This is a genomic window from Paraeggerthella sp. Marseille-Q4926, from assembly GCF_916618935.1.
In the GTDB taxonomy this organism is placed as follows: domain Bacteria; phylum Actinomycetota; class Coriobacteriia; order Coriobacteriales; family Eggerthellaceae; genus Paraeggerthella; species Paraeggerthella hominis.
On record NZ_CAKAKF010000001.1, the window covers coordinates 82,500 to 109,054 of the forward strand.

The window sequence follows — 26,555 nt, forward strand, 5'->3', positions numbered from 1 at the left end:
AGTTCGGAGGTTTCCGCCGCCAGAAGAGCCTCCTGCCCGTTCGCAAACCTCGTCCCGCTCGGCTGCGCGGACGCCGTGGGGCGACCTTGGGGTTCGGCGAGCTGCCGAGGGCATGACCCCTGCACCACTTTACGCAAATTTGACTCGCTCGTTGCCCCGTTGGCAAGCACGCTGCTTTACAATGGGCCGAAACGACCGAAGCTGCCACCCGGGAGCCATCAATGATTTACTACGTAGAAGACGATACCAACATCCGCGACCTTACGGTGTACGCGCTCAAGCAGGCGGGATTCGAGGCCGAGGGGTTCGCTGCGGCCGGCGAGTTCTTCGCAGCCTGCCGCGAGCGCGTGCCGGAGCTGGTTCTTTTGGACATCATGCTGCCCGAGATCGACGGGTTGGAAATCCTGCACATGCTGCGCGAGGACGCCAGCACGAAGCATCTGCCCGTCATGATGCTTACCGCCAAGGGAACGGAGTTCGATACCGTGTGTGGGCTCGATGCCGGCGCCGACGATTACCTGGCGAAGCCTTTCGGCATGATGGAACTGGTGTCGCGCGTGAACGCGCTTATGCGTCGCGCCTCCGCGCCGGCGGTCATTCCCGATGACGACATGGCATGCGGCCCGATCGAGCTGTGCGTTTCGGCCCATACGGTGTCGGTGGACGGTCAGCCGGTCACGCTCACGCTCAAGGAGTTCGACCTGCTGCATACGCTCATGAAGAACGCGGGGCACGTGCTGTCGCGTCGGCAGCTGCTCGAGGACGTGTGGGGCATGACGTACGTGGGCGAGACGCGCACGGTGGACGTTCATATCCAAACGCTGCGCCAGAAGCTCTCGGCGGTTCGCGAAGGCGCCGATTCCTGCATTAAAACGGTGCGTGGCGTTGGCTATTGCATCAAGCAGCCTTCTTAAGCTATGAGTCCCACGCATTTTACGGTGAAGAGCCTTTCAGGGAAAATCTTCTCGAGCGTCCTTGCGTTCACGTTGGGCATTATCTTGGTGCTGGCCGTGGTCATGACCACCATTTATTACTTGTCCTACGAGCACGACGCCGAGGCGGAAATCGCCGCGAACGCGCAGAACGCCGCCACGTATCTGAACGCCACGCCTACGTCGGCCAACCTTCCTGCGCTCGAGGAGCAGTTCTCGGGGCTGACCCGCTACACGCTGATCAGCGCGGACGGAACGGTGCTCTTCGACAGCGCTGCCGACACGTCGCACATGGACAACCATGCCGACCGCCCCGAAGTGCAGGAGGCTGCGAAGTCGGGCGAGGCCGTGACCATGCGTTATTCGGAAACGCTTGGAACCGACACCGTGTACGCGGCCGTGAAGCTTGACGACGGCACGTTCGTGCGCCTGTCCGAGACGCGTCATTCGCTGTTGTCGTTTCTGGGCGACATGCTCATGCCGGTTCTGGTGGCGCTCGTCATCGCCGTGGCCTTGGTGTTCTTGCTGTCCAAAGAGCTTACGAAGCGCATCATGAAGCCTATCGATGCGCTCGATTTCTCCAGCCCGCTCGAAAACGAGATCTACGAAGAGATGGACCCGTTGCTTATTCGCATCGACGAGCAGCAGCGCCAGCTCAAGCAGCAAAACCGCGAGCTTGCCGAGGCGGAGAACATGCGCCGTGATTTCTCGAGCAACGTGAGCCACGAGATGAAAACTCCCTTGCAGGTTATCTCCGGCTACGCCGAGCTCATGAAGAACGACATGGTGCAGCCGGCTGATCGCCAGAAGTTCGCCGCGCTCATCTACGACGAGGCTCAGGCCATGCGCTCGCTCATCAACGACGTGCTGACCTTGTCGAAGCTTGACGAATCGGCGTTCGGCAAAGAAGGCGCGTCCGTGATCGACCTGCACGGCGTGGCGCAGCGCGTGGCGGGGCGCTTGTCCAGCTTTGCCGCCGACCAGAACGTGAGCGTGAGCGTTGAGGGCGGTCGCGCGTGCATTGCCGGAAGCGAGACGCTCGCAGAGGAAATGCTCTACAACCTGATCGAGAACGGTATTCGTTACAACCATGAGGGCGGAAGCGTGACCATGTCGGTCGGGCTGGAAATGGTGAAGGCTCCCCGCGTTTCGGAGCGGACGGGGCGGATCGAAAGCCCTTCTCAGCGCCACGCTGCAAGCGAAGGCCAGCCCCTGGTCCAGAAACAGGCGGTTGTTCGGGTGACGGATACGGGTCCGGGCATTCCCGAGGAGATGCACGACAAGATCTTCGAGCGGTTCTTCCGCGTGGACAAAAGCCGGTCCAAGGAGACGGGCGGCACGGGCCTGGGCCTTGCCATCGTCAAGCACGCGGTCATCCACCACGGGGGAACGATCACGGTGGAAAGCGCCGAAGGCAAGGGGACTACCTTTGTGCTTCGGTTCCCGGCGGAATAGCGTCGAAGGCGGCCGGTGGCGACGCTGAAGGGGTTGGCGCCGGGGCGGGGAAGTCGAACTGATCCTCGTGCGGGGCGCACGAGGATGCGGGCGGTTCCGCGCTCGAGAAGATTGCCGAGTCAGTGATTTTGCAAGAAGAAAGCCCTACCCCCGGCCAGAAGGATGAACCCACCTCAAAAGGTGGGTGCTCGCAGTTCGCTTCCTGGCTTTCGCATCGACGGATGCGAATCTCCATTCCACGCACTATCTTGAGCTCCCTCGTGTATTAGCATCGGTCCATCGCAAAGTATGGCTTCGAGGGCAGGACCTGTACTTGAGTATATGGGCATCGAATGCAAAATAAAGTCTTGACATATATTTTCATGAAAAGGATCTCGAAAACAGCAGAGCCTGATTCGAAAAGCAGCTTCTAGGCAAACAAGCGTTCGCATGGTACCATACGAACCATGGATACCTTATTTACAGCAATGGAGAACGAACGGAAGTCCCAAGTGGCGCCTCTGGCGGTGCGCATGCGTCCGCGCACACTCGAAGAAGTGGTCGGGCAAGAAGAGGCCGTCGGTCCGGGAAGCTGGCTGCGCAACGCGATCGAGCAGGATCGCCTGAGCTCGGTTATCCTGTTCGGACCTGCGGGAACGGGCAAAACGTCGCTTGCCCACGTCATCGCGGAAACCACAAAGGCAACGTTTGTGGAGGTGTCGGCCATCGGCGGAACCGTTTCGGACCTCAGGCGCGAGATCGACGCAGCCGAAAAGCGCTTGTCCATGAGCGGTCTGCGCACCATCCTCTTCGTCGACGAGATCCATCGTTTCAACCGCAGCCAGCAAGACACCTTGCTGCACGCGGTGGAGGATCGTGTGGTGGTGTTGGTGGGCGCTACCACGGAAAACCCGTTTTTCGAGGTGAACTCGGCGCTGATCAGCCGTTCCCGGGTGGTCGAGCTGCACGGGCTGTCCGACGAGGAGATCGTTCGTCTGGTGAACCGTGCCGTTGCGGACGAACGGGGCCTGGCAGGTCTTTACCGGCTCGATGCCAAGGCGCTGCAGGCGATCGTGCTCCTGGCGGGAGGGGACGGGCGCACTGCGCTCACCACGCTCGAGCTTGCGGCGGGCATGGTGGAGCCGGGAACCTCGAAGGCTCCGGCCACCGTTTCGGAGGAAGCTGTGCGTGCCGCCACGCCGCATCGCGCGCTTCCTTACGACAAGAACAAGGACATGCACTACGACGTTATTTCCGCGTTCATCAAATCCATGCGCGGAAGCGACCCCGATGCCGCCCTGTATTGGCTTGCCCGCATGATCGACGGGGGAGAAGACCCCAAGTTCATTGCGCGCCGCATGTTCATCGCTGCTTCCGAAGACATTGGAAACGCCGATCCTCAAGCGCTGCTTATTGCCGAGGCGGCGTTCAAATCGGCCGAGGTGATCGGCTATCCCGAATGCCGCATCAACCTGGCTCAGGCGGCGATCTACTTGGCCCTCGCCCCGAAAAGCAACGCGGCCGAGGCTGGCATCGACGCCGCGCTGGCCGAAGTGCGCAACGGCCCTCTGCGCAACGTGCCGGACCATTTGCGCGATCGGCACCGTCCGGGATCGGAGCAGTACGGCGTGTACAAGTACCCGCACAGCTATCCAAGCGGGTGGGTTGCCCAGCGCTACCTGCCCGACGGCTTGGAGCGGGGGTGCTTCTATCGTTCCAGCGACCGCGGATGGGAGGCGTATCGCAGCGAAGCCGCTGCTCGGGATCGCCTTTCTTCAGGAGAAAACCCCACGTCGCGCGAAAGGTAACCGATTTCCAACTCCTGTGAACGAGGGGTGGAAAGGCGGAGTGGTCTCGTTAGAATCAAAACCGATCGTGCTATAGTGTAGGCTTCGGAAACAGGAGGCTTCTCGTGGAATTCAGCGAACTTATCAACGTGGCGTTGCCGGTTGTCTACGTGATCGTCGGGGCGGTTCTCGTATGGCTGGCCGTCGAGTTGATTATGACGGTGCGCAAAGCGCGCCAGACGGTCGAGGACCTGCACAAGCAGGTCGAGCCCACCCTTGCAAGCGTCGAGCGCATAACCGCGTCTTTGGAGCCGGTGGCGGCGAAGGTCGATCCGCTGGTTGACCGCGTGTCGCTGACGGTGGATGCCGCAAACCTTGAGCTTATGCGAGTCGATCAGATTCTCGAAGACGTAAACGAGATCACCGACACCGTGTCCTCTGCCGTCGAGGCTGTCGATACGGTGACGAACGCCCCTATGGAGCTGGTGAACTCCGTTACCAACCGCGTGCGCAGCGCCTTCAAGCCGCGCCGCGCCAGCGACGAATCCGTTGCGCTCGGTCAGGCGAAGGCCGAGCAAGACGCGCGGTTCGAGCAGGCGTCGAACGCGTCCGTGACGCAAACCGCCGCCGCTGCAACCCAGGTGGTCAAGGAAGCGGCCGTCACGGCAGCCAAAGCCACGCAGGAAGCGGTGGCCGAGCAGCGCGAACAGCGGGCTGAGCAGCGCGTCCAGCGCGAGGAGAAGGCGGCCGCCAAGAGGGCGGTTGCCGAGAAGACGGCCGAAACCGCCGCCACCATGGCCGATGCGGTGACCGCTTCCGTCGACGAGGATGCTGCAGCTGCTTCCAAGTACTTCACTTACGACGGCGCCCCTCAGTCTGCGGATTCTCAAGGTGCGTCCGCTCAGGATCGCTAGGATCGGCAGACGCGCGAAGGAGCATGCCCTGTGGATATACCCAAGATCGAGTTGGAAGCGGCTGATTCCGCCGTGAAAACCGAGAAAGCGAAACGAAGCTTTCTTATGGTATGGACGGCGGTCGGTGCTATTCTGCTAACCGGCGTGGCCGTGTACCTGTTCAACGTCTTGAGCGTGCCGGTGGGCATTGTTCTCTGGTCGGTCATCATTGTGTTCTGCCTGCGCGGCCCGGTGAACAAGTTGGAGAAGCTGGGCGTTCCGCGCATGTGGGGGACCACGATCGCCTACGTCCTCATGTTCGCGGTGCTTGCCGTGGTGTGCCTGCTCATGTTCTCGCCGGTGTTCGGCGTGGGCGACCAGTTCGTCAACCTTATCGAGAGCATCCCCACGTACGTCAACGACATCATCGCCTGGGGCAACGTCGTGTACACGCAGTATTCCGACATCCTTGCGAATGCCGATGTCCAGCGTTACCTCGAAGATGCGCTCAATGCGCTGGGCACCTGGGCCTCCGACTTCGCGAAAAGCAGCGCAACCGGCGTGGTGGCCGTGGGCACGGGCGTGGTCAACAGCTTGGTGGCCATCGGCTTTTCGCTGGTCGTTGCGTTTTGGATCCTCATGGAGCTGCCGGCGCTCGGTCGCGAGAGCATGCGCCTTGCTGGTCCGAAGCACGCGGAAACCATTGAGATGCTTCACGTCACCTTTACCCGCGTTATGGGCGGCTACATCAAGGGCACGCTTTTGCAGTGCTCCATTATTGGCGCGGGCTGCGGCGTCGTGTTCGGCGTGCTGGGCGTTCCCAACTACGCGGCTCTTGGCGGCATCACCGGTCTGCTCAACATCATCCCCATCGTGGGTCCGTGGCTGGGCGGTGCCCTGGCCGCCATCGTCGGCGTGTTCGTCAGCCCGTGGATCGCGCTGTTCGCCCTGGTGGCGACTATCGTCATCCAGCAGGTCGTCTACACGTTCGTCTCTCCCAAGATCATGGCGAACTCCGTGGACGTGCACCCGGCACTCACCTTGATCGCGTTGATGGCGGGTTCCGCCATCGGCGGGGCCATGAGCGGATTCATGGGATCGCTCGTGGGCATGCTAGCTTCAATTCCCGCCGTGGCCGTTGCGAAGTCCGTTTTCGTGTATTATTTCGAGAAGCGCACGGGACGCCCGTTGGTGAGCCAGGACGGCGTGTTCTTCCAAGGAACGCCCGCATTGGACGGCAAGCTGGATCCCATTGCCGATGCAACCTCGCCGCACCCCGATGTGTCGGCGGCGTTCGAACGCGTTGAGCAGCGCAAGGCCGAGTCCTCCAATCGGGCTCGCCACCACAGGAAACACTGAGCGTCGGCCGTACGCGGCGCCAGGCTTTAAGACAGGCGAAGATAGAAAGACAGACAACCCTATGAAGTACATGACCAGCGCGGAGATCCGTGAAAAGTACCTGAGCTTTTTCGAGGAAAAGGGCTGCAAGCGCTGGCCCTCGTCGTCCCTGATCCCGGACGATCCGTCCCTTCTGCTGACGAGTGCCGGCATGGTGCAGTTCAAGCCTTACTTCCTGCAGCAGAAGCATCTGGAGGCTCCGTACATCGGCACCACGACCGTGCAGAAGTGCGTGCGCACCAACGACATCGAGATCATCGGCACCACGGGTCGTCACCAGAGCTTCTTCGAAATGCTGGGCAACTTCAGCTTCGGCGAGTACTTCAAAGAGGAAATGTGCGCCTGGGCTTACGAGTTTTCCACCGAAGTGCTGGGGCTTCCGGCCGATCGTCTGTACTTCACGGTGTTCTTGGACGACGACGAGACCATCGAGATCTGGAAAAAGCTCGGGGTTCCCGACGACCATATCTCGCGCTTGGGCGAAGAGGACAACTTCTGGCGCGCTGGGCCTACCGGCCCGTGCGGCCCGTGCTCGGAAATCTACTTCGACCAGGGCGAGGAGTTCGGCTGCGGCAGCCCCGATTGCGCGCCGGGCTGCGATTGCGATCGCTTCCTTGAGTACTGGAACTGCGTGTTCACCCAGTACGACGGCCAGGAAGACGGCACGCTCAAGCCGCTGCCCAAGAAAAACATCGATACCGGCATGGGCCTTGAGCGCATGGCCGCCATCATGCAGGGCGTCCAGTCCAACTACGAGACCGATGTGCTTCGCAGCTTGGTGGCCGTGGGCGAGAAGCTGACCGGCACCGTGTACGGCGAGGATCCGGCGGCGGACCTGTCTTTGCGCATCATGGCAGACCACAGCCGTGCCGTGGCGTTCATGATCGCCGACGGCATCCTGCCTTCCAACGAGGGCCGCGGCTACGTTTTGCGTCGCTTGCTGCGTCGCGCCGTCATGAAGGGCCACCTGCTGGGCCTGGACAAGCCCTTCTTGAACGATTACGTTGACGAGATTGTGAACCTTATGGGTCACGTGTATCCCGAGATCGTGGATAACCGCCAGCTCATGGGCCGCATCATCCTCTCCGAAGAGGAGCGCTTCGGCGCGAACCTGCGTCAGGGCCGTGCCTTCCTCGATGACGCCCTTGCTGAGCTTGAGGGTACGGTTTTGCCGGGCGATCAGGCGTTTACGCTGCACGACACGTACGGTTTCCCGGTGGAGGTTACGCGCGAGCTGTGCGAAGAGCGCGGCATTCAGGTTGACATGGACGGGTTCGGCGTGTGCATGGAAGAGCAGCGCAACCGCGCCCGTGCAGCCAACACGAAAGACGCCGAGGCGGCATGGTCCACGTACGGCGGCGTGATGGCCGAGATCTTGGAGGCCGTAGGCCCCACCGAGTTCGTGGGCTATACGAAGAACGACGCCGACGCGCGCGTGCTGGCCATCGTGAAGGACGGGCAGCAAGTGGATGCGCTCGCCGCAGGCGAGGAAGGTCGCGTGGTGTTGGACGTCACGCCGTTCTACGCCGAGAAGGGCGGTCAGATCGGCGATACGGGCGTGCTAGCGAAAAACGATGCCCTGGCGGCGGTCCTCGATACGAAAGAGCCCGAAAAGGGCCTGATCGCGCATAGTGTGAAAATGCTGGAAGACGCGCCGGAGGGTCGTATTCAGGTGGGCGACACCGTTCGCGCCGCCATCGACGTGCCGCGCCGCGAGCGCATCCGTCGCAACCATACGGCTACGCATATCCTACATTGGGCGCTGCGCGAGGTGCTGGGCGATCACGTCAAGCAAGCTGGCAGCCTGGTGGCTGAAAACCGCCTGCGCTTCGACTTCACGCACTTCGAGGCCATGACGGCCGAGCAGATCGCCGAAGTCGAGCGCTTGGCCAACCAGAAGGTCATGGAGAACCACGCCGTGCGCGCATACGAGACGTCGCTGGCTTCGGCTCGCGAAGCGGGCGTTATGGCGCTGTTCGGCGAGAAGTACGGCGAGTTCGTGCGCGTGCTCGATATCGAGGGCTTCTCCCAGGAGCTGTGCGGCGGCACGCACGTGTCCGCTACCAGCGAGATCGGCTTCATCAAGGTGACCAGCGAATCGAGCGTGGGTGCGAACCTGCGCCGCATCGAAGCAGTAACCAGCTTCGATGCCTTGGCGTACATGAACCGCGTGGAGGCCGAGCTCAAGGAAACGGCGGAAGAGCTGCGCGTTCCACTGTTCGACGTGGGCGAGCGTACGGCTGCGAACATGAAGCAGCTCAAGGAGCTGCAGGGCAAGCTCAAGCGCAATCGCCAGACCGTGGCCGACGACGGCATCACGAAGCTGGTCGACAGCGCGGCTGCGGCCAAGGGCGGATACCCGGTTATCATCGGGCGTCTGGGCGAAGCCGACGCAGGTCAGATGCGCAACGGCTGGGATGTTCTGCGTGCGCGCATGGCTGCGCCGGGCGCTGCGGTGCTCGCTGGCGAAAAGGACGGCACTCCCATTCTGCTGGCTGCCGGCACTCCCGAAGCGGTGGCTGCCGGATTCGACGCTGGCGCTGTGATCAAGGCTATCTCTTCGAACATCAAGGGCGGCGGCGGCGGAAAGGCCGCCATGGCTCAGGCCGGCGGCAAGGACGCTTCCGGCATCGACGCGGCCCTCGATGCCGCGCGCGAGATGCTGCTGTAAAACGCTTTCTGGCTGGGCGCGGGTGGAAGAGCCCGATGCTCAGCCAGTCTTGGCTCGCACGGGCGCCCCTGCACGGGCGCCCGTGCTCGTGCAGGGGCGCCTCGGTCCCTTCCGCTCGCGTCCGAGGCGTCTTGCCTGCCGCTCGGGGCGGGGCGAGGGTCGCGGTGGCGGCGGGGGCGCATCCCGAACCGGAGAAGCCCTTTTCATCCTGCGCGTGAGCTGCGGCTTGGGGCGCTATCATGGACGGAGCGCCGCAGGCGCGTAGTCGAAAGGGTCTTCAACGACGGATAGGAGCGCTTGTGCGCATCATGGGCTTGGATATCGGAGAAACGCGGATCGGAATCGCTGTGTGCGATCCGGGTGAGCGGGTTGCGTCGCCGGTGTGCGTGCTTCCGGCAAGCGAGGTGCTTGGAGGAGCGAAGTCGTTCAAGCGCGTGCTCGAGGACTGGGAGCCGGAGCTGTTGCTGTGCGGGCTTCCCTACACGATGGCGGGGGCAGAGGGGCCGCAGGCGGCGCGCATCCGCGAGACGGCCGCTCGCATCGGAAGGGCGTGCGATCTTCCCGTTGAGTTCGCCGACGAACGTCTTAGCTCCCAGGAAGCCAAACGGAGTTTGCGTGAAAAGGGCTTGAGCGAACGCGACATGCGCGGCAAAATAGATATGATAGCCGCGAGTTTGTTCTTGCAGGCGTGGCTCGATGCTCGCCGCAACGGGGAAAGGTGAAGGACAGCCCATGCCCTCACGGAAAAGGCAAGTCACGTATTCGCAGCGACCGAACCATGCAGCTCGTTCTGCGCACGCTCGCGGCGAACGTCAATTTAGAACGTACGATACCAGCTATATCCGACCGAAGAAAAGCAAAGCGCCCATCGTCTTTGCGATCATCCTCGCTATCATCGTGCTCGGCGGTTTGGGATGGGGCGTGCTCACCCTGTTCAACAGCTGCTCGGGTCCGCAGGTCGAGCTGCTGGCCGAAGGCGAAGAAGCTACGATCACCGTTGCCGACGGATCAGGCGCTTCCGCTATCGCCGACCAGCTGGTTCAGGCTCGCTTGGTGTCGAGCGCAAGCGAGTTCACCAAGCGCGTGAACGAGTTGAACGCGGCGTCCCAGCTTAAGCCGGGCACGTACACGTTCGCGGGCGGCGCATCGCTTGACAGCATCATCAAGGCCCTGGAAACCGGGCCTGTCATGACCGGCGGCCTGACCATTCCCGAAGGCTTTAAGCTTGCCGACATCGCCAACGCCGTTGCGACGGCAACCGAAGGCCGCGTTTCGGCGGAGGACTTCACGGCGGCTGCGTCCAACGCAAGCGTTTACGCTGCCGATTACAGTTTCTTGGCCGATGCCGGAACGAACAGCTTGGAAGGCTTCTTGTTCCCTAAGACGTACAGCTTGGGAGATGACGCTACGGCCGACTCTATCGTTCGCATGATGCTCACCCAGTTCCAAACCGAAACGGCCAACCTCGACTGGTCCTATCCTCAGTCGCAGGGCTTGTCCATCTACGATGCGGTCAAGCTGGCCTCTATCGTAGAGAAGGAATCCAGTGGAGACGAGCATGTGCGCGCCCAGGTTGCCGCCGTGTTCTACAACCGCTTGGCCACGCAGGGAGACCCCAGCTACGGCTTCCTTCAGTCCGACGCCACCACTGCGTACGAGGTGGGCCACGATCCCACGGCCGAAGAAGTGCATGCCCAAACGCCGTACAGCACGTACGCCAACAAGGGGTTGCCGCCTACGCCCATCTGCTCTCCGGGCCTTGACTGCCTTACGGCGGTAACGGCTCCTGATAAGGAGGCGCTGGGCACCTATTTCTTCTTCTACTTCGACAAGGACGGCAACTACTTCTTCAGCAAAACCTACGACGAACACATAAAGACGTTCTCGTAGGCTGCGGCCCGCTGAAACGAATTCGCCACCATGCCGTTTTTGAAACCCGACAGATACTTCTCGCGCCTTTCAAAGGTCGATATCGATCGCGATCTTCTGGCGTTGGGGTACCGCAACGTCTTTTTGGACGTTGACAACACCATACTCACGCGCGATACGCACGAGGTTCCGCGCGACGTGGGGCTGTGGCTTGGCCAGGCGCGCGATGCGGGCATCTCGTTTTGCCTGGTGTCGAACAATTGGCACGAGGGCGTGTATCACCTGGCGCAGCGGTTGTCGCTGCCCATCGTGGCGAAGGCGGTCAAGCCCTTGCCGCCCGCGTTCATGATCGCGCTTTCGAAGCTGGGAGCCAAGCGTGCGCAAACCGTGGTGATCGGGGATCAGCTGGTCACCGACGTGCTGGGGGCTCACTTCATGGGCATGAAAGCGTATTTGCTGGCTCCTTTGGTGGAGCAGGACCTGCCGCACACGCTTATGCTGCGCAATTTCGAGCGTCTGGTTATGGGGGATCGCAAGCCGGAGGGCGCCTGCACGCCTTCGACCTCGACCGCGCATCCCGCCGAAAAGGCGAACGGGGCGCACGTTCCAACGAACATAGAGTCGGCGAACAAGGAAGGATAGCCATGACCGAGGCCACGAAACCGCAAAGCTTGTACCTGTTGGGACATCCTATCGCGCATTCGAAATCGCCGGTCATGTACAACGCCGTCTACGAACGGCTGGGCCTGCCGTGGACGTACTTCCCGAAAGACTGCGCCACCGACGACGAAGCGCGGGCGTTCCTGGATGCGCGCGACTTCCTTTCCGTCAATATCACCACGCCGTACAAGCCCCTTGCCTTCCAAGCGGCAACGGCTCAGGCGGCAACGGCCAAGCTGGCGCTGGGCGCCAACGTGCTGGTGCGGAAAGGCGACGCTCTGATCGGCTTCAACACCGATGGTCAGGGCTGCGTGTCCTATCTGGAGCGCACGGGTTTCAGCTTTGCGGGCAAGCGCGTGGCCGTGTGCGGCACCGGCCCTACGGCGCTGTCGATCCTGCATGCAAGCTCGTTGGCCGGTGCGGACGTGGCGCTGTTGGTCGGTCGCGATAAAGAGCGCACGCGCCGGGCTCTCGAAGCGTACGTCGAGCGGTTTGGCCTTATGGCCACGGCAACGATCGACCTGCCGCCCGCGCGTCCGCATCATCGCAGTTTCCGCACGGCATACGAGCGCACCACGTTCAAATTCGGTAGCTACGCTACGTCGGAAAAGGCGCTTGCGTCGGCCGATCTGGTGGTGAACGCCACGCCCTTGGGCATGAAGGCGGGCGATACGGCGCCGTTCGATACCGCGTTGCTGCGCCCCTCCCAAACCGTGTTCGACGCCGTGTACGGGCATGGCGAAACCGCGCTCGTAGCTGCGGCGCGCGAAGCGGGGTGCACGGTGCTCGACGGGTCGGGCATGCTGGTGGCCCAGGCAGTGGCCACGGTGCTGACCGTGTGCGATCTTGCAGACGTCGAGGTGAAGCTGGAAGAAGCCGAGCTGTTCGACATCATGGCGCAGGCCGCGGAGTTTGACTGCTAGCGAGCGTTTGGCCGAGAAGGCGGCTTTCGCGAAGGACTCGCTCCCTTGCCGTGGCGTTTCTCGACGTGCGCCCGCTTTTCGCCGGCCTTGCTGAACTGGTGCGCTACAATATTCTATGAACGTACTTAGAATAACGCGGAAAGCGAACCACCATGAGATACCTCACAGCAGGCGAAAGCCACGGGCCGTGCCTCACGGCTATCGTGGAGGGCGTGCCGGCCGGCCTTAAGATTTCCGAAAAGCAGATCAACATCGACTTGGCTCGGCGTCAGGCGGGCTACGGCCGCGGCGGGCGTCAGAAGATCGAAACCGACACCGTCGAGGTGACGTCGGGCGTGCGTTTCGGGCGCACGTTGGGAACCCCCATCGCGCTCGTGGTGCGCAACCGCGACTGGCAGAACTGGACCGACCGCATGGCTGCGTTCGGTGACACCCCGTCTGACCTGGTGCGCGAAGTGTGCCCGCGCCCCGGTCATGCGGATCTGGTGGGCGCTCTCAAAACCAACACCGACGACTGTCGCAATATCTTGGAGCGTGCAAGCGCGCGCGAGACGGCGGCTCGCGTGGCCGCCGCCGGCATTGCGCGCGAGTTCTTGGCCGATTTGGGCGTGGAGGTGTTCTCGTACGTCACCTCCATCGGATCCGCCGTTTTCGAAGAGCCGGATCCGCTCATGAGCGCAGCGGATTACAAGCCGCTCGCCATCGAGACCAGCGAGGTTCGCTGTCCTGACGAGGTGGCCACCCAGGCCATGAAGGCCGAGATAGATCGCGCGAAGGACGCGGGCGAAAGCTTGGGCGGGACGTTTCGCGTGGTGGTTCGCGGACTGCTTCCCGGCGTAGGGGGCTATGCGACGGCGGAGGATCGCCTGACCTCGCGCTTGGGAGCTTCGCTGTTCTCGATCCCCGCCATCAAGGGCGTCGAGTTCGGCCTGGGTTTCGAGGCGGCGCGCCGCGTTGGATCGCAGGTGCACGATCCCATCGCGCTGGACGGCAAGGCGGGATTCGTGCGAACCTCGAACAACGCAGGCGGTTTGGAAGGCGGGATGACCACGGGAATGCCGCTTATCGTGACGGCCGCCATGAAGCCCATCCCCACGCTTATGACCCCGCTTGAGACGGTGAACCTGGACACGCTCGAGGTTGAGGAGGCGTCGAAAGAGCGCAGCGACACCTGCGCCGTTCCCGCTTGCGCGGTGGTGGCCGAAAGCGAGGTGTCGTTCGTGCTGGCCGACGCCTACCTGCAAAAGTTCGGCTGCGACAACATGGCCGACATCAAGGCTGCCGTGAAGGCGTATCGGCAGCGACTGAGGACGATGTCCCGATGACCGGCGGGGGATCGAGCACCAATAGGGAGCATGCGCACGTCGCGTCCGGCGGCTCGCGTCCGGCTGCTTCGCGGCCCCGGGTTGCGGGGCAGCTTTGCCGTCCGGTGTTTTTCGTGGGATTCATGGGCGCAGGTAAAACGTCGGTGGCACGGCGCCTTGCGCGAACCTGCGGTGTCGCGTCGGTGGATATGGACACGTACCTCGAGCGTCGGGAAGGAAAGCGCGTCAAGGAGATCTTCGCCGAATCGGGCGAGGACGGCTTCCGCGACATCGAGACCGACGTGCTTCGCGAGCTTGCCGCCAAAGACCCCCTGCTGGTTTCATGCGGCGGCGGGGTGGTGAAGCGCTCGGAAAATCGCGCCATCTTGCACGATGCAGGGTTTGTCGTGTACCTCAAGGTGACGGCCGACGAGGCGAAATCGCGCATCAGCGACACGTCCACCCGCCCGCTGTTCCAAAACATCGAGTCCGCTCGCCAAACGGCGGAGGAGCGCGTGCCCCTGTACGCTGAAGTCGCCGACATTACCATCGACACTGCTGGGAAAAGCGTTGCAGCTATCGCCCGCGAGGTGCAAGCTGCGCTTGAGAAGGAGGGCGTCTTGTGCCTGCAACGAAAGTAGTGGTCAACCTTGCGGATGAAAGCCCGTACGACGTGCGCATCGGTGCGGGGGTGCTTGCCAAGCTGGGCGTCCATGTGCGGAAGCATCCGGAACTCGAGCGCGTGGAGCGCGTGCTCGTCGTCACCGATGACAACGTGGCTCCGCTCTACCTTGCCGATGCGAAGGCTGCGCTTGCCCAAGCGGGTTTTCGCGTGAGCGACGTGACGGTTGCGGCGGGCGAGGGTTCGAAGTCCGTCGAGGTGGCTGCTGAAATCTGGGAAGCCATGGCCCAGCTGTCCTTGGGGCGCGATTGCCTGGTGGTTGCCCTTGGCGGCGGCGTGGTGGGCGATCTGGCCGGCTTCGTCGGCTCGACGTACATGCGCGGCGTGTCGGTGGTGCAGGTTCCCACGACGTTGCTCTCCATGGTGGATTCGTCCGTGGGCGGCAAGACCGGCGTCAACCTCGCGGCGGGCAAGAATCTGGTCGGCACGTTCAACCAGCCTGCGTACGTGTGCGCGGATACCGCCGTGCTGTCCACGCTCGACGATCGTGAATGGGCGTGCGGATGCGCCGAGATCGCAAAGTCGGCCGTCATCGAGTCCGACGAGTTCTTTTTCTGGCTTGTCGAATCGGCGCAGGCGCTGGCTGCGCGCGATCAGGCCACGGTTGAAGAGGCCATCGCTCGATCGGTGGTGTTCAAGGCCAACGTGGTGGCCGCGGACAAGCAGGAGAGCAAGGGCGTGCGCGAGTGCTTGAACTACGGGCACACGTTGGGTCATGCCGTGGAGGCTTTAGCCGGGTACGGCACGTATTCGCACGGTGCGGCCGTGGCGGAGGGCATGCGGTTCGCCGCGCGCCTGGCGGTGGATCTAGCGGGCGCTTCTTTGGAATTCGTGCAAGCGCAAGATGATCTGCTTGACGCGTTGGGATTGCCGGCTCTTGCGTGGTCGGCCGAGCCTGGCGATATGCTGGCCGCTATGAAGCGGGACAAGAAAGCGCGCCATGGACAGGTTCGCTTCGTGCTGCCTCGCGATGTGGGTTCGTGGGAACTGATGGACGTTTCCGATAGCGTGATCTTGGAGCATTTGAACGCCTGGGCGAAAAGCAAGGGGTAGACCATGAAGAAGATACTGGTGGTTAACGGGCCGAACCTGGACATGCTGGGGGTGCGCGAGCCGTCGGTGTACGGGCGCGATACCCTCAACGACCTGGAGCGCGAAGTGAAGGCGTACGGCAAGAAGCGCAACGTGGAGGTTGCTTGCTTTCAATCGAACAGCGAAGGCAAGCTCATTCGCAAGATTCATGCGGCCCGCGACGCGTACGACGGCATTGTGTACAACCCCGGCGCGCATACCCATTACTCCTACGCGCTGCGCGATGCCGTTGGCGGCATCGACGTTCCATGCGTCGAGGTGCATATCTCGGACGTGGATGCGCGCGAGCCGTTTCGCCGCGTGTCGGTGATCGCGCCCGTTTGCGTTGCTCAGGTGAAGGGTCGCGGCTTCAAGGGGTACTGCGACGCCATCGACGTGCTGCTTGAAGGCGCGTGCGAGCGTCTGGGCGAAGGGTACCAGGATCGCTACGCTGCCGGACAGGTGATCGTGGGCGGCCGGACGGAGCGGGCTGCGGCCGATCAGGCTGCTTCCGACGCGGCCGCGCCGATGCAGCCAGGGGCCGCCGCGCGACGTCTCGAGCGCTTGCGCAAGGCGTGCGCTGACCAGCGCATGGGGGCGTTTCTGGTTCGCGATACGTCCAACATCGCGTGGCTGACGGCGTTCGACGGCGTTTTCGACGACGAGAGCGCCCATGCGCTGCTGGTCGATCCGCAGGCCGCAGTCCTTCATACCGATTCGCGCTACAGTGAAGCTGCCCGTGCCGCCGCTTTGCCCGAGGGCTCGATTGTCGTGGACGCCCAGCGTGCGACGCACGCCGAGTTCGCGGCGAAATCCGTAGCTGCTTTGCGGGAGAAGGGTCGCGGCCGAGCATCGCAGGAAGGCGCATGCGAGCAAGCGCCCCGTTTCGATCTGGGCATCGAGGATTCCCTGACTCTTTCGAATTACCGCGCGCTCGAATCGGCGTTCGCGGAAAGCGCGGTCGATCTGCGTGAAACGTCCGGTTTCGTGTTGGGCTTGCGCGCCGTGAAGGACGCTTCCGAGATTGCCCGCATGAAGGCCGCGCAGGCCGTCACCGATGCGGCGTTTGCCCATATCGTCGGGTTCATGCGCGTGGGCATGACCGAGCGCGAGGTTCAAATCGAGCTGGAGGACTTCATGCGTCGCCACGGTGCCGACGGCTTGGCGTTCTCGTCGATCGTCGCCACGGGCCCGAACGGTGCCAGCCCGCACGCGATACCGGGAGCAACCCGCCTCGAGGCGGGCCAGTGCGTGGTGCTCGACTTCGGCGCGCGGGCTTACGGGTACTGCTCCGATATGACGCGCACGGTGTTCCTGGGGCAGCCGGATGCCCGCATGCGCAGCGCTTACGAGGCTATTCGTGCTGCGAACGAGCAGGTGGAGGCGCTTCTCGGGCCGGGCGTTACCGGCAAGGAGGCGCACGAACTTGCCGAGCGCGTTTTGGCGGAAGCGGGCTTCGCTGGCAAGATGGGTCACGGCTTGGGTCATGGCGTGGGCATCGACGTGCATGAAGAACCCGTGCTGTCTCCCCGCAATGAGCGTCCGCTCGCGGCGGGCAACGTGGTCACGGTGGAGCCGGGCGTGTACCTGCCGGGCGAGTTCGGCATGCGTTTGGAGGATTTCGGCGTGATCACCGAAACCGGGTTCGAGGTGTTCACGCGCTCTTCGCACGATCCGGTGGTGCTCTAGCCGGACGGTTGGAATCGGGTGCGAGCGTGCGCGTGGACCCCGACGCAGTCTCCCGTTTTGGCAGGCCGGGTGCCGGCTTGTCAAAACAGGCGAGTTTTGCGGGTCCAGACGACCCTTTGAAGCAGGCTTTTCGCGAGGCTCTTTTTAATATCCCAGGTCACAGGCTAGACGGTGCGTTTTATCCTTGTTCGAGGACCAGCAAAACTCGTTCGTTTTGACAAAGTCCCGCCGCGCAAGGGCCTTAAAGCGCTCCGATGCGCATGCTGGTCGCGTTGCCGCGCAACTCCTGATTTTTTTCTGACGGGAGCGATACGCGCATGCCAAGAACGCATGCTATGAGTATAATAAACCAGTTTGAACGCTGATCGGGCCCCGCGGCACGCAGCGGAGACCCGTGAACGAAAGGAATACCGAGAATGGCTATCTCTACCGCCGACTTCAAGAACGGCATGTGCATCGAGTACAACGGCAAGCTGTGCACGATCGTTGAATTCCAGCACGTGAAGCCCGGCAAGGGCGGCGCCTTCGTCCGCACGAAGCTGCGCGACATCAAGACCGGACGCGTTATCGACAACACCTTCAACGCTGGCGTTAAGGTTGAGTCCGTGCGTCTTGAGACGAAGAAGCTGCAGTACCTGTACAACGATGGTGCGGACTTCAACTTCATGGACAACGACACGTTCGAGCAGATGGCCATCCCGGCCGAGACCGTGGGCGACGCGGCGCAGTGGCTCAAGGAAAACGACGAGGCCAGCCTGCTGTATGCCGGTGACGAGCTGATCAGCATCGAGCCGCAGATGTTCGTGGAGCTTGAAGTGGCCGAAACCGACCCCGGCTTCAAGGGCGACACCGTGCAGGGCGGCTCTAAGCCCGCTACGCTCGAAACCGGCGCTACGGTGCAGGTTCCCATGTTCGTCGAGCCTGGCGACATCCTGCAGATCGACACGCGCGACGGCCGCTTCATTAAGCGCGTCTAAAGCGTCTTTCGCGAAGGAGCTGAGATTCCGATTCGGATCTCAGCTCCCCGTATGAGAAAAAGGGCGAGGTCAATGACCTCGCCCTTTTTCTCATACGGGTGCGTGATCGTCGGAAGGCAGGGGATGCTCGGAGCATTTGAGCGTCGAGACGTCCGCCAGATCTTTCGGATCGACCTCAAGCGCTCGGCACAGCTTCACCACGTCGGGGAAGCTTGGTATCGCGCAGCCTCGTTCGATGTTGCTGATACGCGAATGCTTGGTGCCGATCATCAGTGCAAGCCGCTCTTGCGTAAGCCCTTGCTTTTTGCGCAGATCGCGAAGGCTCTTGCCCAAACGGAACGCGTAAAGCTGCACAAGGGGATCCTTGTACGCCGTCCGCTTCTGTTTGCTCGAGCCGTTCATGGGCACAGCGTAATCACGCAATTACATAGTGCTGTAATCGGTTGATTACATTTTGCTATTTCCCTTCGAAACAACGGCATCGCCAAAAAGGCTCGATCGACGCGCTCGTTTCGCCCTTCGAACCCGCGCGCGCCTCCTCCCGCCTTCGTATTCTGTTGCTTACCGGTGAATTTTTCCCCTGGGAGCCCGTAGGGTGTAACCTTCTTCTATAATGCTTAATTCGATCTTTGACTAACTGCAAACCGAAGGGGGTGTGAGTTCATGCCAAGGCTTCAAATCATGGATACCACCATCCGTGACGGCCAGCAAAGCCTATGGGCCACGCGTATGCAGATTGGCGACATGCTGCCGATCCTGCCTAAAATGGACCGTGTCGGATACTGGGCTATCGAGTCGTGGGGCGGCGCGACGTTCGATACGTGCCTGCGCTTCCTCGACGAGAACCCGTGGGACCGCCTGCGCTCCATCAAGGCCAATACGCCCAACACGCCGCTCGCGATGCTTTCTCGCGGCCAGAACCTGGTGGGCTACAAGCATTACTCGCGCGAAATCGTCAATCGCTTCATTAAGGCTGCCAACCGCAACGGCATCCACGTGTTTCGCGTGTTCGACGCGTTGAACGATATTCGCAACGTGATAGACAACGCCGAAGCCATCAAGGAGTGCGGCGCGCATTTCGAAGGCGCCATCTCGTACACGATGTCGCCGGTTCACACTCTCGACAGCTTCCTCGACTACGGTCAGCAGCTCAAGGACCTGGGTGCGGACTCCATCTGCATCAAGGACATGGCCGGCATGCTCACGCCGTACCGCACCGAGCGCATGGTCAAGGCGTTCAACGCTGAAATCGGCCTGCCGGTGCATATCCACTGCCACTATGTCGGCGGCATGGCGCCTGCCAACATCCTCAAGGCCGCCGAAGCCGGAGCCGCTATTGCGGATACCGCGCATGCGCCGCTTGCGTTCGGCAACAGCCATCCGGCGGTAGAGATGATCGCAGCCGCGCTGCAGGAAAGCCGCTACGATACGGGTCTTGATCTTGACCTGCTGTTCGAGATCGCCGAATACTGGGAAGAGGTGCGCAAGCGCGGCCACTACAAGCGCGGCGTTTCCTCGCTCATTCACATGCAGGTGTACTCGCACCAGGTTCCGGGCGGCATGATGTCGAACCTGCTTTCGCAGCTCGAGGTGCAAAACGCCAGCGACCGCTTGCCGGAAGTCATGCGCGAGATCCCCAAGGTGCGCGCCGAAGTGGGCTATCCGCCGCTGGTTACCCCGATGTCGCAAATCGTGGGCACGCAGGCGGTGTTCAACGTGCTGACCGGCAAGCGCTGGGGCGTGGTTTCCAAGGAAATGAAGGATTACATCTGCGGCTACTACGGCAAGGCGCCGGGCCGCATGGACAAGGATATCGTGGCGAAGGTTGTCGGCAACTCGGCGATGCTTCCGCCCGACGTGGCGCCCGGTTCCCTTGTGACGACCACGTTCGACGAGGTTGCCGCGGAAATCGGCGATCTTGCGAAGACGGAGGAGGACGTGCTCATGTACGCCCTGTTCCCGAACGAGGCGCGCACGTTCCTGAGCAAGCACCGCACATCCGAGAAAGTCGATTTCCTCATGGAGCAGGAGTCGAGCCAGACCAAGGAGGACGATTACGTGGATATCAATCAGATTCGCGAGCTGGTTCGCGTTGCCGAGGAAAGCGGCGTCGGCGAGATCATCGTGGAGGAAGAGGGCGCCCGCATTGCCGTGCGCATGCCAAGCGCCATGTCCGCCGTGGCCGTGCAGCCTCAGGCTGTCCCGCAGGTTGCCGCCGCTCCGGCTGCGCCCGCAGCCGCTCCGGCCGAGGCTCCTGCCGAGAACAGCCGTCCGGCCGACTGGTACGCCGTTACGGCTCCCATGGTAGGTACGTTCTACACGTCTCCCGCGCCGGGCGAGCCGCCTTTCGTCCAGGTGGGCGACGAGGTGACTGCCAACCAGACGCTGTGCATCGTCGAAGCCATGAAGCTGATGAACGAGATCACGGCCGAGGAAATGGGCACCGTTCGCGAGATCTGCCTTGAAGACGCCTCGCCGGTCGAGTTCGGCACGGTGCTGTTCTACGTCGAGCCCGTCAGCGAGCAGTCCAAGATTCCGGAGACCGTGTAATGTTCAAGAAGATCCTCATAGCAAACCGCGGCGAGGTGGCGCTGCGCGTCATGCGCGCTTGCAAGGAGCTGGGGGTGAAGACGGTTGCGGTCTACTCGACCGAGGACGCCGACACCTATCCCGTGCAATACGCTGACGAAGCCGTATGCATCGGCCCTGCTCAAGCGAACAAGAGCTACCTGGTGATGCCCAGCATCATCGCTGCTGCAAAAAACACCGGAGCCGAGGCTATCCACCCCGGTTACGGATTCTTGGCCGAAAACGCCGATTTTGCTCGCGCCTGCGTCGACAACGACCTGGTGTTCATCGGCCCTGCGGCCGATTGCATCGAGCGCATGGGCGACAAGAGCTCCGCGCGCGAGACCATGAAGTCGTGCGGCGTGCCCACCGTTCCCGGCTCGGATGGCTGCATCGATACGGCGACCGAAGCCAAGGCTTTCGCCGACTCCGTGGGCTACCCCGTGCTCATCAAGGCAACGGCCGGCGGCGGCGGCAAGGGCATGCGCGAGGTGCACGACCCCGCCGAACTGGAAGCCCAGTACCAGGCCGCTCGTACCGAAGCGGGCGCTGCGTTCGGCAACGACGGCGTGTACCTGGAGAAGCTGGTGCTGCGTCCGCGCCACGTCGAGGTGCAGGTGCTGGCCGACGACTTCGGCAACCACATTGCGCTGTGCGAGCGAGACTGCTCCGTGCAGCGCCGTCACCAGAAGCTCATCGAGGAAGCGCCCTCTCCGGCGCTGACCGAAGATCTGCGTCGCGCCATGGGCGTTGCGGCCATCAAGGCCGTGCGCGCCGTGGACTACCGCAACGCGGGCACCATCGAGTTTTTGCTCGACACCGACGGTCGCTTCTACTTCATGGAGATGAACACGCGCGTGCAGGTGGAGCATCCCGTCACGGAGGAGATCACCGGTACCGACATCATCAAAGAGCAGTTGCGCATTGCGTCGGGCGAGCCTATGAGCTGCGCTTCCCGTGCGCCGTTCACGCCGCAAGGCCATGCGATCGAGTTCCGCATCAACGCGGAGGATCCGGAGCACGGCTTCCGTCCGTGCCCGGGCAACGTGACGAAGTTCGAGGCTCCTTCGGGCCCCGGCGTTCGCGTGGAAAGCTACGTTCGCACGGGCTCTCGCATCTCCCCGTACTACGATTCGCTTGTTGCCAAGCTTATCGTGCATGGGCAGGACCGCGAGGAGGCTTTGGCGCGCGGTCGTCGCGCCCTTGACGAGTTCGTCATCGAGGGCATTCAAACCACCATACCGTTCCATCGCCGCGTTTTGGAGAACGCTGTATTCTGCGCGGGCGATGCGACAACCGATTTTATCGAAACCCAGATGGGAGATGTGCTATGACGGAATTGAATCTTGATGGCATGGCGCTTGCGCCGGGCGTCGTCGAGACCATCGTGTCCATAGCCGCCAACGAGGTTGACGGCGTTGCCTCGGTCGGTCCTTCGGCAACGAGCAGCCTTCGCTCGGTGTTCGCGGGCAAGCCCTCGACGCAAGGCATCGAGGTCGCGATCGACGAAGACGACAAACTGCAGGTTTCCGTGCGTGTCGACGTGTACTACGGCTACGTGCTGCCCGATCTTGCCGTCAACTTGCGCAAGGCCATCGCTGATGCGGTGTCCAGCCAGGTGGGAGCAAGCGTGGCTTCCGTTGACGTGTACATCGACGGCATCCAGTTCGCTCGCTAAGCAGCGGAGGTTTCAGGTACATTTATGGCTGCCAAACGACATGAACGCACGCACGCACGCCGCGTTGCGCTGCAGGTGCTCTACACAAGCGAAATTACCGACGAGTCGCCGGCGGCTATCGCCGAAGGTGACGCGCGCTTGACCGACGACGGGTTCTTGCCCGATTACGCGCTGTCCCTTATCAGGGGGGTGGAAGCGCATCGCTGTGCAATCGACGACCATCTGGTGGCAACGTCCGAGAACTGGTCGCTCAACCGCATGCCCATCGTCGACCGCTCCATTCTGCGTCTTGCGACGTACGAGATGATGTACGTGGAAGACGTGCCGACTTCGGTCAGCATTAACGAGGCCGTTGAGCTGGCTAAAGACTTCGGCGGCGAAGACGAATCTCCGCGTTTCGTCAACGGTGTGCTCGGCCGCATTGCAAAGCGTCTTGACGGCGTGGAGGACGCGGCGGGCGGTTCCGCAGGCGAGCCTGCGGAGGAGGAGCCGTCCTCGAAGGCTTCCGCAACGGTGCCCGCTGATGCGGAAGCCGTGCCGGCTCCCGTTTTCGAAGCGCCTGTTGAAGAGGTGGCTGCACCGTGCGTTGCTTCGGAGGCTTCGAATGCCTAACGAAGGCTACCAGACGTTCGAGGACGTGAAGTCTCGCCTCGATCAGATCGTCGATGCGGTGAGCGACGAGTCGCTGCCGCTTGACGAAGCTCTGGCCCTGTACGAAGAAGCAGTGGGCTTGGGCTTGCGCGCAAGCGACTTGCTTGAAGAGAATATAGAGGCGCAGCGCGCGGCCGACCAGGCCGAAGGCGATGCAGCCGAAACGGCGGGAGCAGCCGCTCCCGCCGAACCTGTCGCCGATCCCTCTGACGCAAGTCCGAGCGATCCTGCTACGGCTTGATGCTTGAAAGGCACGCTGCATGAACGAGAAGCGTATTCTGGACATAGTATCGTCTCCTGCAGATTTGAAGCTCCTGAATAACGAGGAGCTTTCTATTCTTGCGCAGGAGATCCGCGAGGAGATCATCACGGTGACGTCGGATACCGGCGGTCACGTGGCTTCGTCGTTGGGCGCGGTGGAGATCATTTTGGCGGCGCACAGCATGTTGGACTGCCCTCATGACAAGCTGGTTTTCGACGTGGGGCATCAGGCGTATGCGCACAAATTGGTGACGGGTCGGCTTGAGGAGTTCGGCACCCTGCGTACGTACGGGGGCCTGTCCGGCTTCCCGAAGCCGGGTGAAAGCCCGTACGACGTGCATCCGTCCGGTCATGCTTCCGACTCGCTTTCCGTAGCGTTGGGCTTGGCCGAGGCGCGCGATCTGGCGGGCGGAACCGAGAAGATCGTGGCGGTCATCGGCGATGCGGCGCTTGCCGGCGGCATGGCCTTCGAGGCGCTCAACAACATTGGGCAAGCGCAAACGCCCCTGGTCATCATCTTGAACGACAACGAGATGTCCATTTCTCGCAACGTGGGCGCGCTCATGAAACACCTGGGGTACATGCGTGCGTCCACGCAGTATCGTCAAACGCGCGACAGCGTGCAGGAGGTGCTGGAAAGCGGCGGCCCGTTCAGCAACGCCTTGGCTAAGTTCGGCCGCAACGTGAAAGAGTCCATGAAGCAGTTCATCATCCCTCGTTCGATGATGTTCGAGCAGCTGGGCATCTTGTGCACCGCTCCCATCGACGGGCACGACATCGGGCTGCTCAAGGAAACGCTGGCCGCGGTGCTCGCCACCGACGGTCCGGCGCTCATCCACGTGGTCACGCGCAAGGGCGCGGGCTACGAGCCCGCGGTTCGCAACCCCGAGAAGTTCCACGGCATCGCGCCGTTCGACATTGCCACGGGCGAAGTGAAGAAGAAGCCCGCTTCCGCTCCGTCGTATACGAGCGTGTTCGGCAAGGCGCTTGTGAAGGAAGCTCGCCGCGACGATCGCATCGTCGCCATCACGGCCGCCATGCAGGGGGGGACGGGTCTGGACGGGTTCGCTCAGGAGTTCCCCGATCGTTTCGTGGACGCCGGCATAGCAGAAGAGCATGCGGTGGGTCTGGCCAGCGGTTTGGCGCTTGGCGGCCAGAAGCCCGTTATTGCCGTGTACTCGACTTTTTTGCAGCGCGCAATCGATCAGATGATCATCAACAACGCTCTGCCGAACCTCGATGTGGTGTTCGCCATCGACCGCGCCGGCGTGGTGGGGGAGGATGGCCCCACGCACCACGGCATGTTCGATCTGGTGTACACCCGCATGGTCCCCAACATGAGGGTGCTTGCGCCTTCGGACGAGGCCGAGTTGGTTCATGCGCTTCATACGGCACTGGCACTGGGCGGTCCCTTCGCCATTCGCTATCCGCGCGGCGCAGCCGAGGGCGTCGAGCTTCCCGAAGAGCCTCTGGTGCTTGAAGAGGGCAAGGCCCGCGTTATTCGCGAAGGCCGCGACGTGGCCATCCTTGCGTTCGGGCGCATGGTTTCGCGCGCGCTCGGGGCCGCCGATTTGCTGGCGGACCGGGGCATCGACGCGCGCGTGGTGGACATGCGCTGGGCCAAGCCGCTCGATGTCGACGAAATCGCGCGCGCTGCAGACACGAAGCTGGTGGTCACGGTTGAGGGCGGCGTGCTTGCGGGCGGCGTCGGCGAAGGCGTGTTGGGCGAGATGGCGCGCATGGGCCGCATCGCCCCCACCCTTAACCTGGGAATCCCCGATCGCTATATCCAGCAAGGCGGATCCAACGCGCTTCTGCACGATTTGGGCTTGGATCCGGAAGGTATCGCGGACTCTATCGAGAAGCGTTTGCAGGGGTAGGGAAACTTTACCTGCATTTGATCTTTTCTTTGCAAAGTCCTGATATCGTTTTTGTGGCGTTTCTGCATGGCGTTTTCAGGTGAAAGGGCTTTTCATGAACTACGATTTTGGGGCGTTCATCGCCGCGTTTTGCAGCGATCCCGTCCTTGCGCTCATCGTGCTTCTGACGTTGGGCGCCACGGTGGTCAACGGCGCGACCGACGCGCCGAACGCCATCGCCACGGTCGTGGGAACGAAGGCGATGAAGCCGACTCCGGCTATCGCGATGGCCGCCGTATGCAACTTCATCGGCTTGGCCGCCATCACGATGATTTCCTCTGCGGTTGCCATGACCATTTTCAAAATGGTCGATTTTGGAGGCAACAACCATGCGGCGCTCGTTGCGCTTGCGGCCGCTATGGTGGCCATTATCGTCTGGGGCGTGGCCGCGTGGTACTTCGGCATACCTACGTCGCAGAGCCATTCGCTCATCGCCGGCATTACTGGCGCGGCCATCGCGCTGCAGGGAGGCTTGGCCGGCGTTAACGGCGACGAGTGGATGAAGGTGGTGTACGGCCTGGTCATATCCACCGTTTTGGGTTTTGGAACCGGCTGGCTGTTCACGCGCTTGATAAAAGTGGCCTGCAGGGGCGCCGAACGCACCAAGGCGAATTCGTTCTTCAAGTGGGCCCAGATTGTTTCTGGCGCGGGCGTGGCCGTTTTGCACGGCGCACAAGATGGGCAGAAGTTCTTGTCGCTGTGCATGCTCGGCATCATGCTGGCGATGGACGGCGTGGCGTACTCCGATGTGGAATTCCCCATGTGGCTGATTCTTCTTGTTTCCATGACCATGGCTCTCGGAACGGCCGTAGGGGGCAAGAAGATCATCAAATCGGTTGGCATGAACATGGTGAAGATGGAGCAGTACCAGGGATTCTCGGCTTGCCTGTCCGCATGCTTCTGCATTGGGCTGGCTACGTTCACCGGCTTGCCCGTATCCACCACGCACACCAAGACTACGGCCATCATGGGCGTTGGCGCCGAGAAAAGCCTGCGCACGGTGAAGTGGGGCCTTGCCGGCAAGATGGTGCTCACCTGGGTGCTCACGTTCCCCGGCTGCGGCCTGCTTGCCTTCGGCTTTACGCATCTGTTCCTGATGGTCTTCTAAACGGCAGGTAAGACAAGGCAAGGAAGCGGGTTGGCAGGGCGCCGTCTGCGCTCCCTTGCCTTGTTTCGCGCTCGCAGCGA

At 62.3% G+C, this 26,555-nt stretch carries 23 protein-coding genes and 1 pseudogene; 23 read left to right on the plus strand and 1 reads right to left on the minus strand.

The features are described 5' to 3' along the window. The first annotated feature begins 221 nt into the window (after window positions 1–221). From LG373_RS00330 to efp, 16 genes and pseudogenes are all read left to right on the plus strand, one after another. Window positions 222–914 (plus strand): winged helix-turn-helix domain-containing protein, encoded by a 693-nt coding sequence (locus tag LG373_RS00330; RefSeq protein WP_114566536.1) that lies wholly within the window; start codon window positions 222–224, stop codon window positions 912–914. A 3-nt stretch (window positions 915–917) separates the two neighbouring features. Continuing rightward, entirely contained in the window at window positions 918–2,387 is a 1,470-nt protein-coding gene (locus LG373_RS00335; RefSeq protein WP_114566537.1) for an ATP-binding protein, read from the plus strand. Between the two features lie 446 nt (window positions 2,388–2,833). Then, window positions 2,834–4,174, plus strand: a complete 1,341-nt coding sequence (locus LG373_RS00340) for a replication-associated recombination protein A (protein ID WP_114566538.1) — start codon at window positions 2,834–2,836, stop codon at window positions 4,172–4,174. 104 nt (window positions 4,175–4,278) lie between these two features. Further along, a complete protein-coding gene (locus LG373_RS00345; RefSeq protein ID WP_114566539.1) occupies window positions 4,279–5,067 on the plus strand; it encodes a DUF948 domain-containing protein in 789 nt (262 codons plus the stop codon). A 30-nt stretch (window positions 5,068–5,097) separates the two neighbouring features. After that, window positions 5,098–6,405, plus strand: a complete 1,308-nt coding sequence (locus LG373_RS00350; protein ID WP_225748667.1) for an AI-2E family transporter — start codon at window positions 5,098–5,100, stop codon at window positions 6,403–6,405. Between the two features lie 61 nt (window positions 6,406–6,466). Then, window positions 6,467–9,115 carry an alanine--tRNA ligase gene (gene alaS, locus LG373_RS00355; RefSeq protein WP_216529052.1) on the plus strand — a complete coding sequence of 883 codons (2,649 nt, stop codon included), beginning with the start codon at window positions 6,467–6,469 and terminating at the stop codon, window positions 9,113–9,115. A gap of 299 nt (window positions 9,116–9,414) precedes the next feature. Beyond that, window positions 9,415–9,837 carry a Holliday junction resolvase RuvX gene (ruvX, locus tag LG373_RS00360; protein ID WP_114566541.1) on the plus strand — a complete coding sequence of 141 codons (423 nt, stop codon included), beginning with the start codon at window positions 9,415–9,417 and terminating at the stop codon, window positions 9,835–9,837. Between the two features lie 10 nt (window positions 9,838–9,847). Further along, the gene (gene mltG, locus LG373_RS00365; protein ID WP_114566542.1) at window positions 9,848–11,005 is read left to right on the plus strand and encodes an endolytic transglycosylase MltG; all 1,158 of its coding nucleotides are present in this window, start codon (window positions 9,848–9,850) and stop codon (window positions 11,003–11,005) included. A gap of 30 nt (window positions 11,006–11,035) precedes the next feature. Then, complete coding sequence (locus LG373_RS00370; RefSeq protein WP_114566596.1) at window positions 11,036–11,626, plus strand: YqeG family HAD IIIA-type phosphatase; 591 nt, start codon at window positions 11,036–11,038, stop codon at window positions 11,624–11,626. Window positions 11,627–11,628: 2 nt separating this feature from the next. Continuing rightward, the gene (locus LG373_RS00375; RefSeq protein WP_225748668.1) at window positions 11,629–12,567 is read left to right on the plus strand and encodes a shikimate dehydrogenase; all 939 of its coding nucleotides are present in this window, start codon (window positions 11,629–11,631) and stop codon (window positions 12,565–12,567) included. 152 nt (window positions 12,568–12,719) lie between these two features. Then, on the plus strand, window positions 12,720–13,892 hold the full coding sequence (gene aroC / locus LG373_RS00380) for a chorismate synthase (protein ID WP_114566543.1): 1,173 nt from the start codon (window positions 12,720–12,722) through the stop codon (window positions 13,890–13,892). Further along, window positions 13,889–14,512, plus strand: coding sequence for a shikimate kinase (locus tag LG373_RS00385; protein ID WP_225748669.1), 624 nt, complete (start codon window positions 13,889–13,891; stop codon window positions 14,510–14,512). The genes aroC and LG373_RS00385 overlap by 4 nt, the downstream gene beginning before the upstream one ends. Further along, the gene (gene aroB, locus LG373_RS00390; protein ID WP_225748670.1) at window positions 14,494–15,606 is read left to right on the plus strand and encodes a 3-dehydroquinate synthase; all 1,113 of its coding nucleotides are present in this window, start codon (window positions 14,494–14,496) and stop codon (window positions 15,604–15,606) included. The genes LG373_RS00385 and aroB overlap by 19 nt, the downstream gene beginning before the upstream one ends. 3 nt (window positions 15,607–15,609) lie before the next feature. Then, window positions 15,610–16,020: pseudogene (gene aroQ / locus LG373_RS00395) on the plus strand (type II 3-dehydroquinate dehydratase); the annotation flags it as partial. Between the two features lie 132 nt (window positions 16,021–16,152). Beyond that, window positions 16,153–17,313 (plus strand): Xaa-Pro peptidase family protein, encoded by a 1,161-nt coding sequence (locus LG373_RS00400; protein WP_225748980.1) that lies wholly within the window; start codon window positions 16,153–16,155, stop codon window positions 17,311–17,313. Window positions 17,314–17,729: 416 nt separating this feature from the next. Continuing rightward, complete coding sequence (gene efp, locus LG373_RS00405; RefSeq protein WP_114566546.1) at window positions 17,730–18,290, plus strand: elongation factor P; 561 nt, start codon at window positions 17,730–17,732, stop codon at window positions 18,288–18,290. Between the two features lie 90 nt (window positions 18,291–18,380). On the opposite strand, the gene LG373_RS00410 is transcribed toward efp, so the two are convergent. Beyond that, window positions 18,381–18,644: a helix-turn-helix domain-containing protein gene (locus LG373_RS00410; RefSeq protein ID WP_225748671.1), complete on the minus strand. Its 264-nt coding sequence runs from the start codon at window positions 18,642–18,644 to the stop codon at window positions 18,381–18,383. A 309-nt stretch (window positions 18,645–18,953) separates the two neighbouring features. Between LG373_RS00410 and accB the strand changes: the two genes are divergently transcribed. The 7 genes from accB to LG373_RS00445 all read left to right on the plus strand — a co-directional run bounded on the left by accB (window position 18,954) and on the right by LG373_RS00445 (window position 26,475). After that, window positions 18,954–20,840, plus strand: coding sequence for an acetyl-CoA carboxylase biotin carboxyl carrier protein (gene accB / locus LG373_RS00415; RefSeq protein WP_114566548.1), 1,887 nt, complete (start codon window positions 18,954–18,956; stop codon window positions 20,838–20,840). Beyond that, entirely contained in the window at window positions 20,840–22,192 is a 1,353-nt protein-coding gene (gene accC / locus LG373_RS00420) for an acetyl-CoA carboxylase biotin carboxylase subunit (RefSeq protein ID WP_114566549.1), read from the plus strand. The genes accB and accC overlap by 1 nt, the downstream gene beginning before the upstream one ends. Beyond that, window positions 22,189–22,536 (plus strand): Asp23/Gls24 family envelope stress response protein, encoded by a 348-nt coding sequence (locus tag LG373_RS00425; protein ID WP_225748672.1) that lies wholly within the window; start codon window positions 22,189–22,191, stop codon window positions 22,534–22,536. The genes accC and LG373_RS00425 overlap by 4 nt, the downstream gene beginning before the upstream one ends. 24 nt (window positions 22,537–22,560) lie before the next feature. Next, a complete protein-coding gene (gene nusB, locus LG373_RS00430; RefSeq protein ID WP_216529057.1) occupies window positions 22,561–23,148 on the plus strand; it encodes a transcription antitermination factor NusB in 588 nt (195 codons plus the stop codon). After that, window positions 23,141–23,428 carry an exodeoxyribonuclease VII small subunit gene (locus tag LG373_RS00435; protein ID WP_114566552.1) on the plus strand — a complete coding sequence of 96 codons (288 nt, stop codon included), beginning with the start codon at window positions 23,141–23,143 and terminating at the stop codon, window positions 23,426–23,428. The genes nusB and LG373_RS00435 overlap by 8 nt, the downstream gene beginning before the upstream one ends. A gap of 19 nt (window positions 23,429–23,447) precedes the next feature. Next, window positions 23,448–25,328 (plus strand): 1-deoxy-D-xylulose-5-phosphate synthase, encoded by a 1,881-nt coding sequence (gene dxs, locus LG373_RS00440; RefSeq protein ID WP_216529058.1) that lies wholly within the window; start codon window positions 23,448–23,450, stop codon window positions 25,326–25,328. A 94-nt stretch (window positions 25,329–25,422) separates the two neighbouring features. Continuing rightward, a complete protein-coding gene (locus LG373_RS00445) occupies window positions 25,423–26,475 on the plus strand; it encodes an inorganic phosphate transporter (RefSeq protein WP_114566554.1) in 1,053 nt (350 codons plus the stop codon). Window positions 26,476–26,555 lie beyond the last annotated feature (80 nt).

Bases quoted from the DNA above. Each gene is read 5' to 3' on its own strand.
- LG373_RS00330 (WP_114566536.1), top strand. From the start codon at position 222: ATGATTTACTACGTAGAAGACGATACCAACATCCGCGACCTTACGGTG.
- LG373_RS00335 (WP_114566537.1), top strand. From the start codon at position 918: ATGAGTCCCACGCATTTTACGGTGAAGAGCCTTTCAGGGAAAATCTTC.
- LG373_RS00340 (WP_114566538.1), top strand. From the start codon at position 2,834: ATGGATACCTTATTTACAGCAATGGAGAACGAACGGAAGTCCCAAGTG.
- alaS (WP_216529052.1), top strand. From the start codon at position 6,467: ATGAAGTACATGACCAGCGCGGAGATCCGTGAAAAGTACCTGAGCTTT.
- mltG (WP_114566542.1), top strand. From the start codon at position 9,848: ATGCCCTCACGGAAAAGGCAAGTCACGTATTCGCAGCGACCGAACCAT.
- LG373_RS00370 (WP_114566596.1), top strand. From the start codon at position 11,036: ATGCCGTTTTTGAAACCCGACAGATACTTCTCGCGCCTTTCAAAGGTC.
- LG373_RS00375 (WP_225748668.1), top strand. From the start codon at position 11,629: ATGACCGAGGCCACGAAACCGCAAAGCTTGTACCTGTTGGGACATCCT.
- aroC (WP_114566543.1), top strand. From the start codon at position 12,720: ATGAGATACCTCACAGCAGGCGAAAGCCACGGGCCGTGCCTCACGGCT.
- LG373_RS00385 (WP_225748669.1), top strand. From the start codon at position 13,889: ATGACCGGCGGGGGATCGAGCACCAATAGGGAGCATGCGCACGTCGCG.
- LG373_RS00400 (WP_225748980.1), top strand. From the start codon at position 16,153: ATGCAGCCAGGGGCCGCCGCGCGACGTCTCGAGCGCTTGCGCAAGGCG.
- efp (WP_114566546.1), top strand. From the start codon at position 17,730: ATGGCTATCTCTACCGCCGACTTCAAGAACGGCATGTGCATCGAGTAC.
- accB (WP_114566548.1), top strand. From the start codon at position 18,954: ATGCCAAGGCTTCAAATCATGGATACCACCATCCGTGACGGCCAGCAA.
- accC (WP_114566549.1), top strand. From the start codon at position 20,840: ATGTTCAAGAAGATCCTCATAGCAAACCGCGGCGAGGTGGCGCTGCGC.
- LG373_RS00425 (WP_225748672.1), top strand. From the start codon at position 22,189: ATGACGGAATTGAATCTTGATGGCATGGCGCTTGCGCCGGGCGTCGTC.
- nusB (WP_216529057.1), top strand. From the start codon at position 22,561: ATGGCTGCCAAACGACATGAACGCACGCACGCACGCCGCGTTGCGCTG.
- LG373_RS00435 (WP_114566552.1), top strand. From the start codon at position 23,141: ATGCCTAACGAAGGCTACCAGACGTTCGAGGACGTGAAGTCTCGCCTC.
- dxs (WP_216529058.1), top strand. From the start codon at position 23,448: ATGAACGAGAAGCGTATTCTGGACATAGTATCGTCTCCTGCAGATTTG.
- LG373_RS00445 (WP_114566554.1), top strand. From the start codon at position 25,423: ATGAACTACGATTTTGGGGCGTTCATCGCCGCGTTTTGCAGCGATCCC.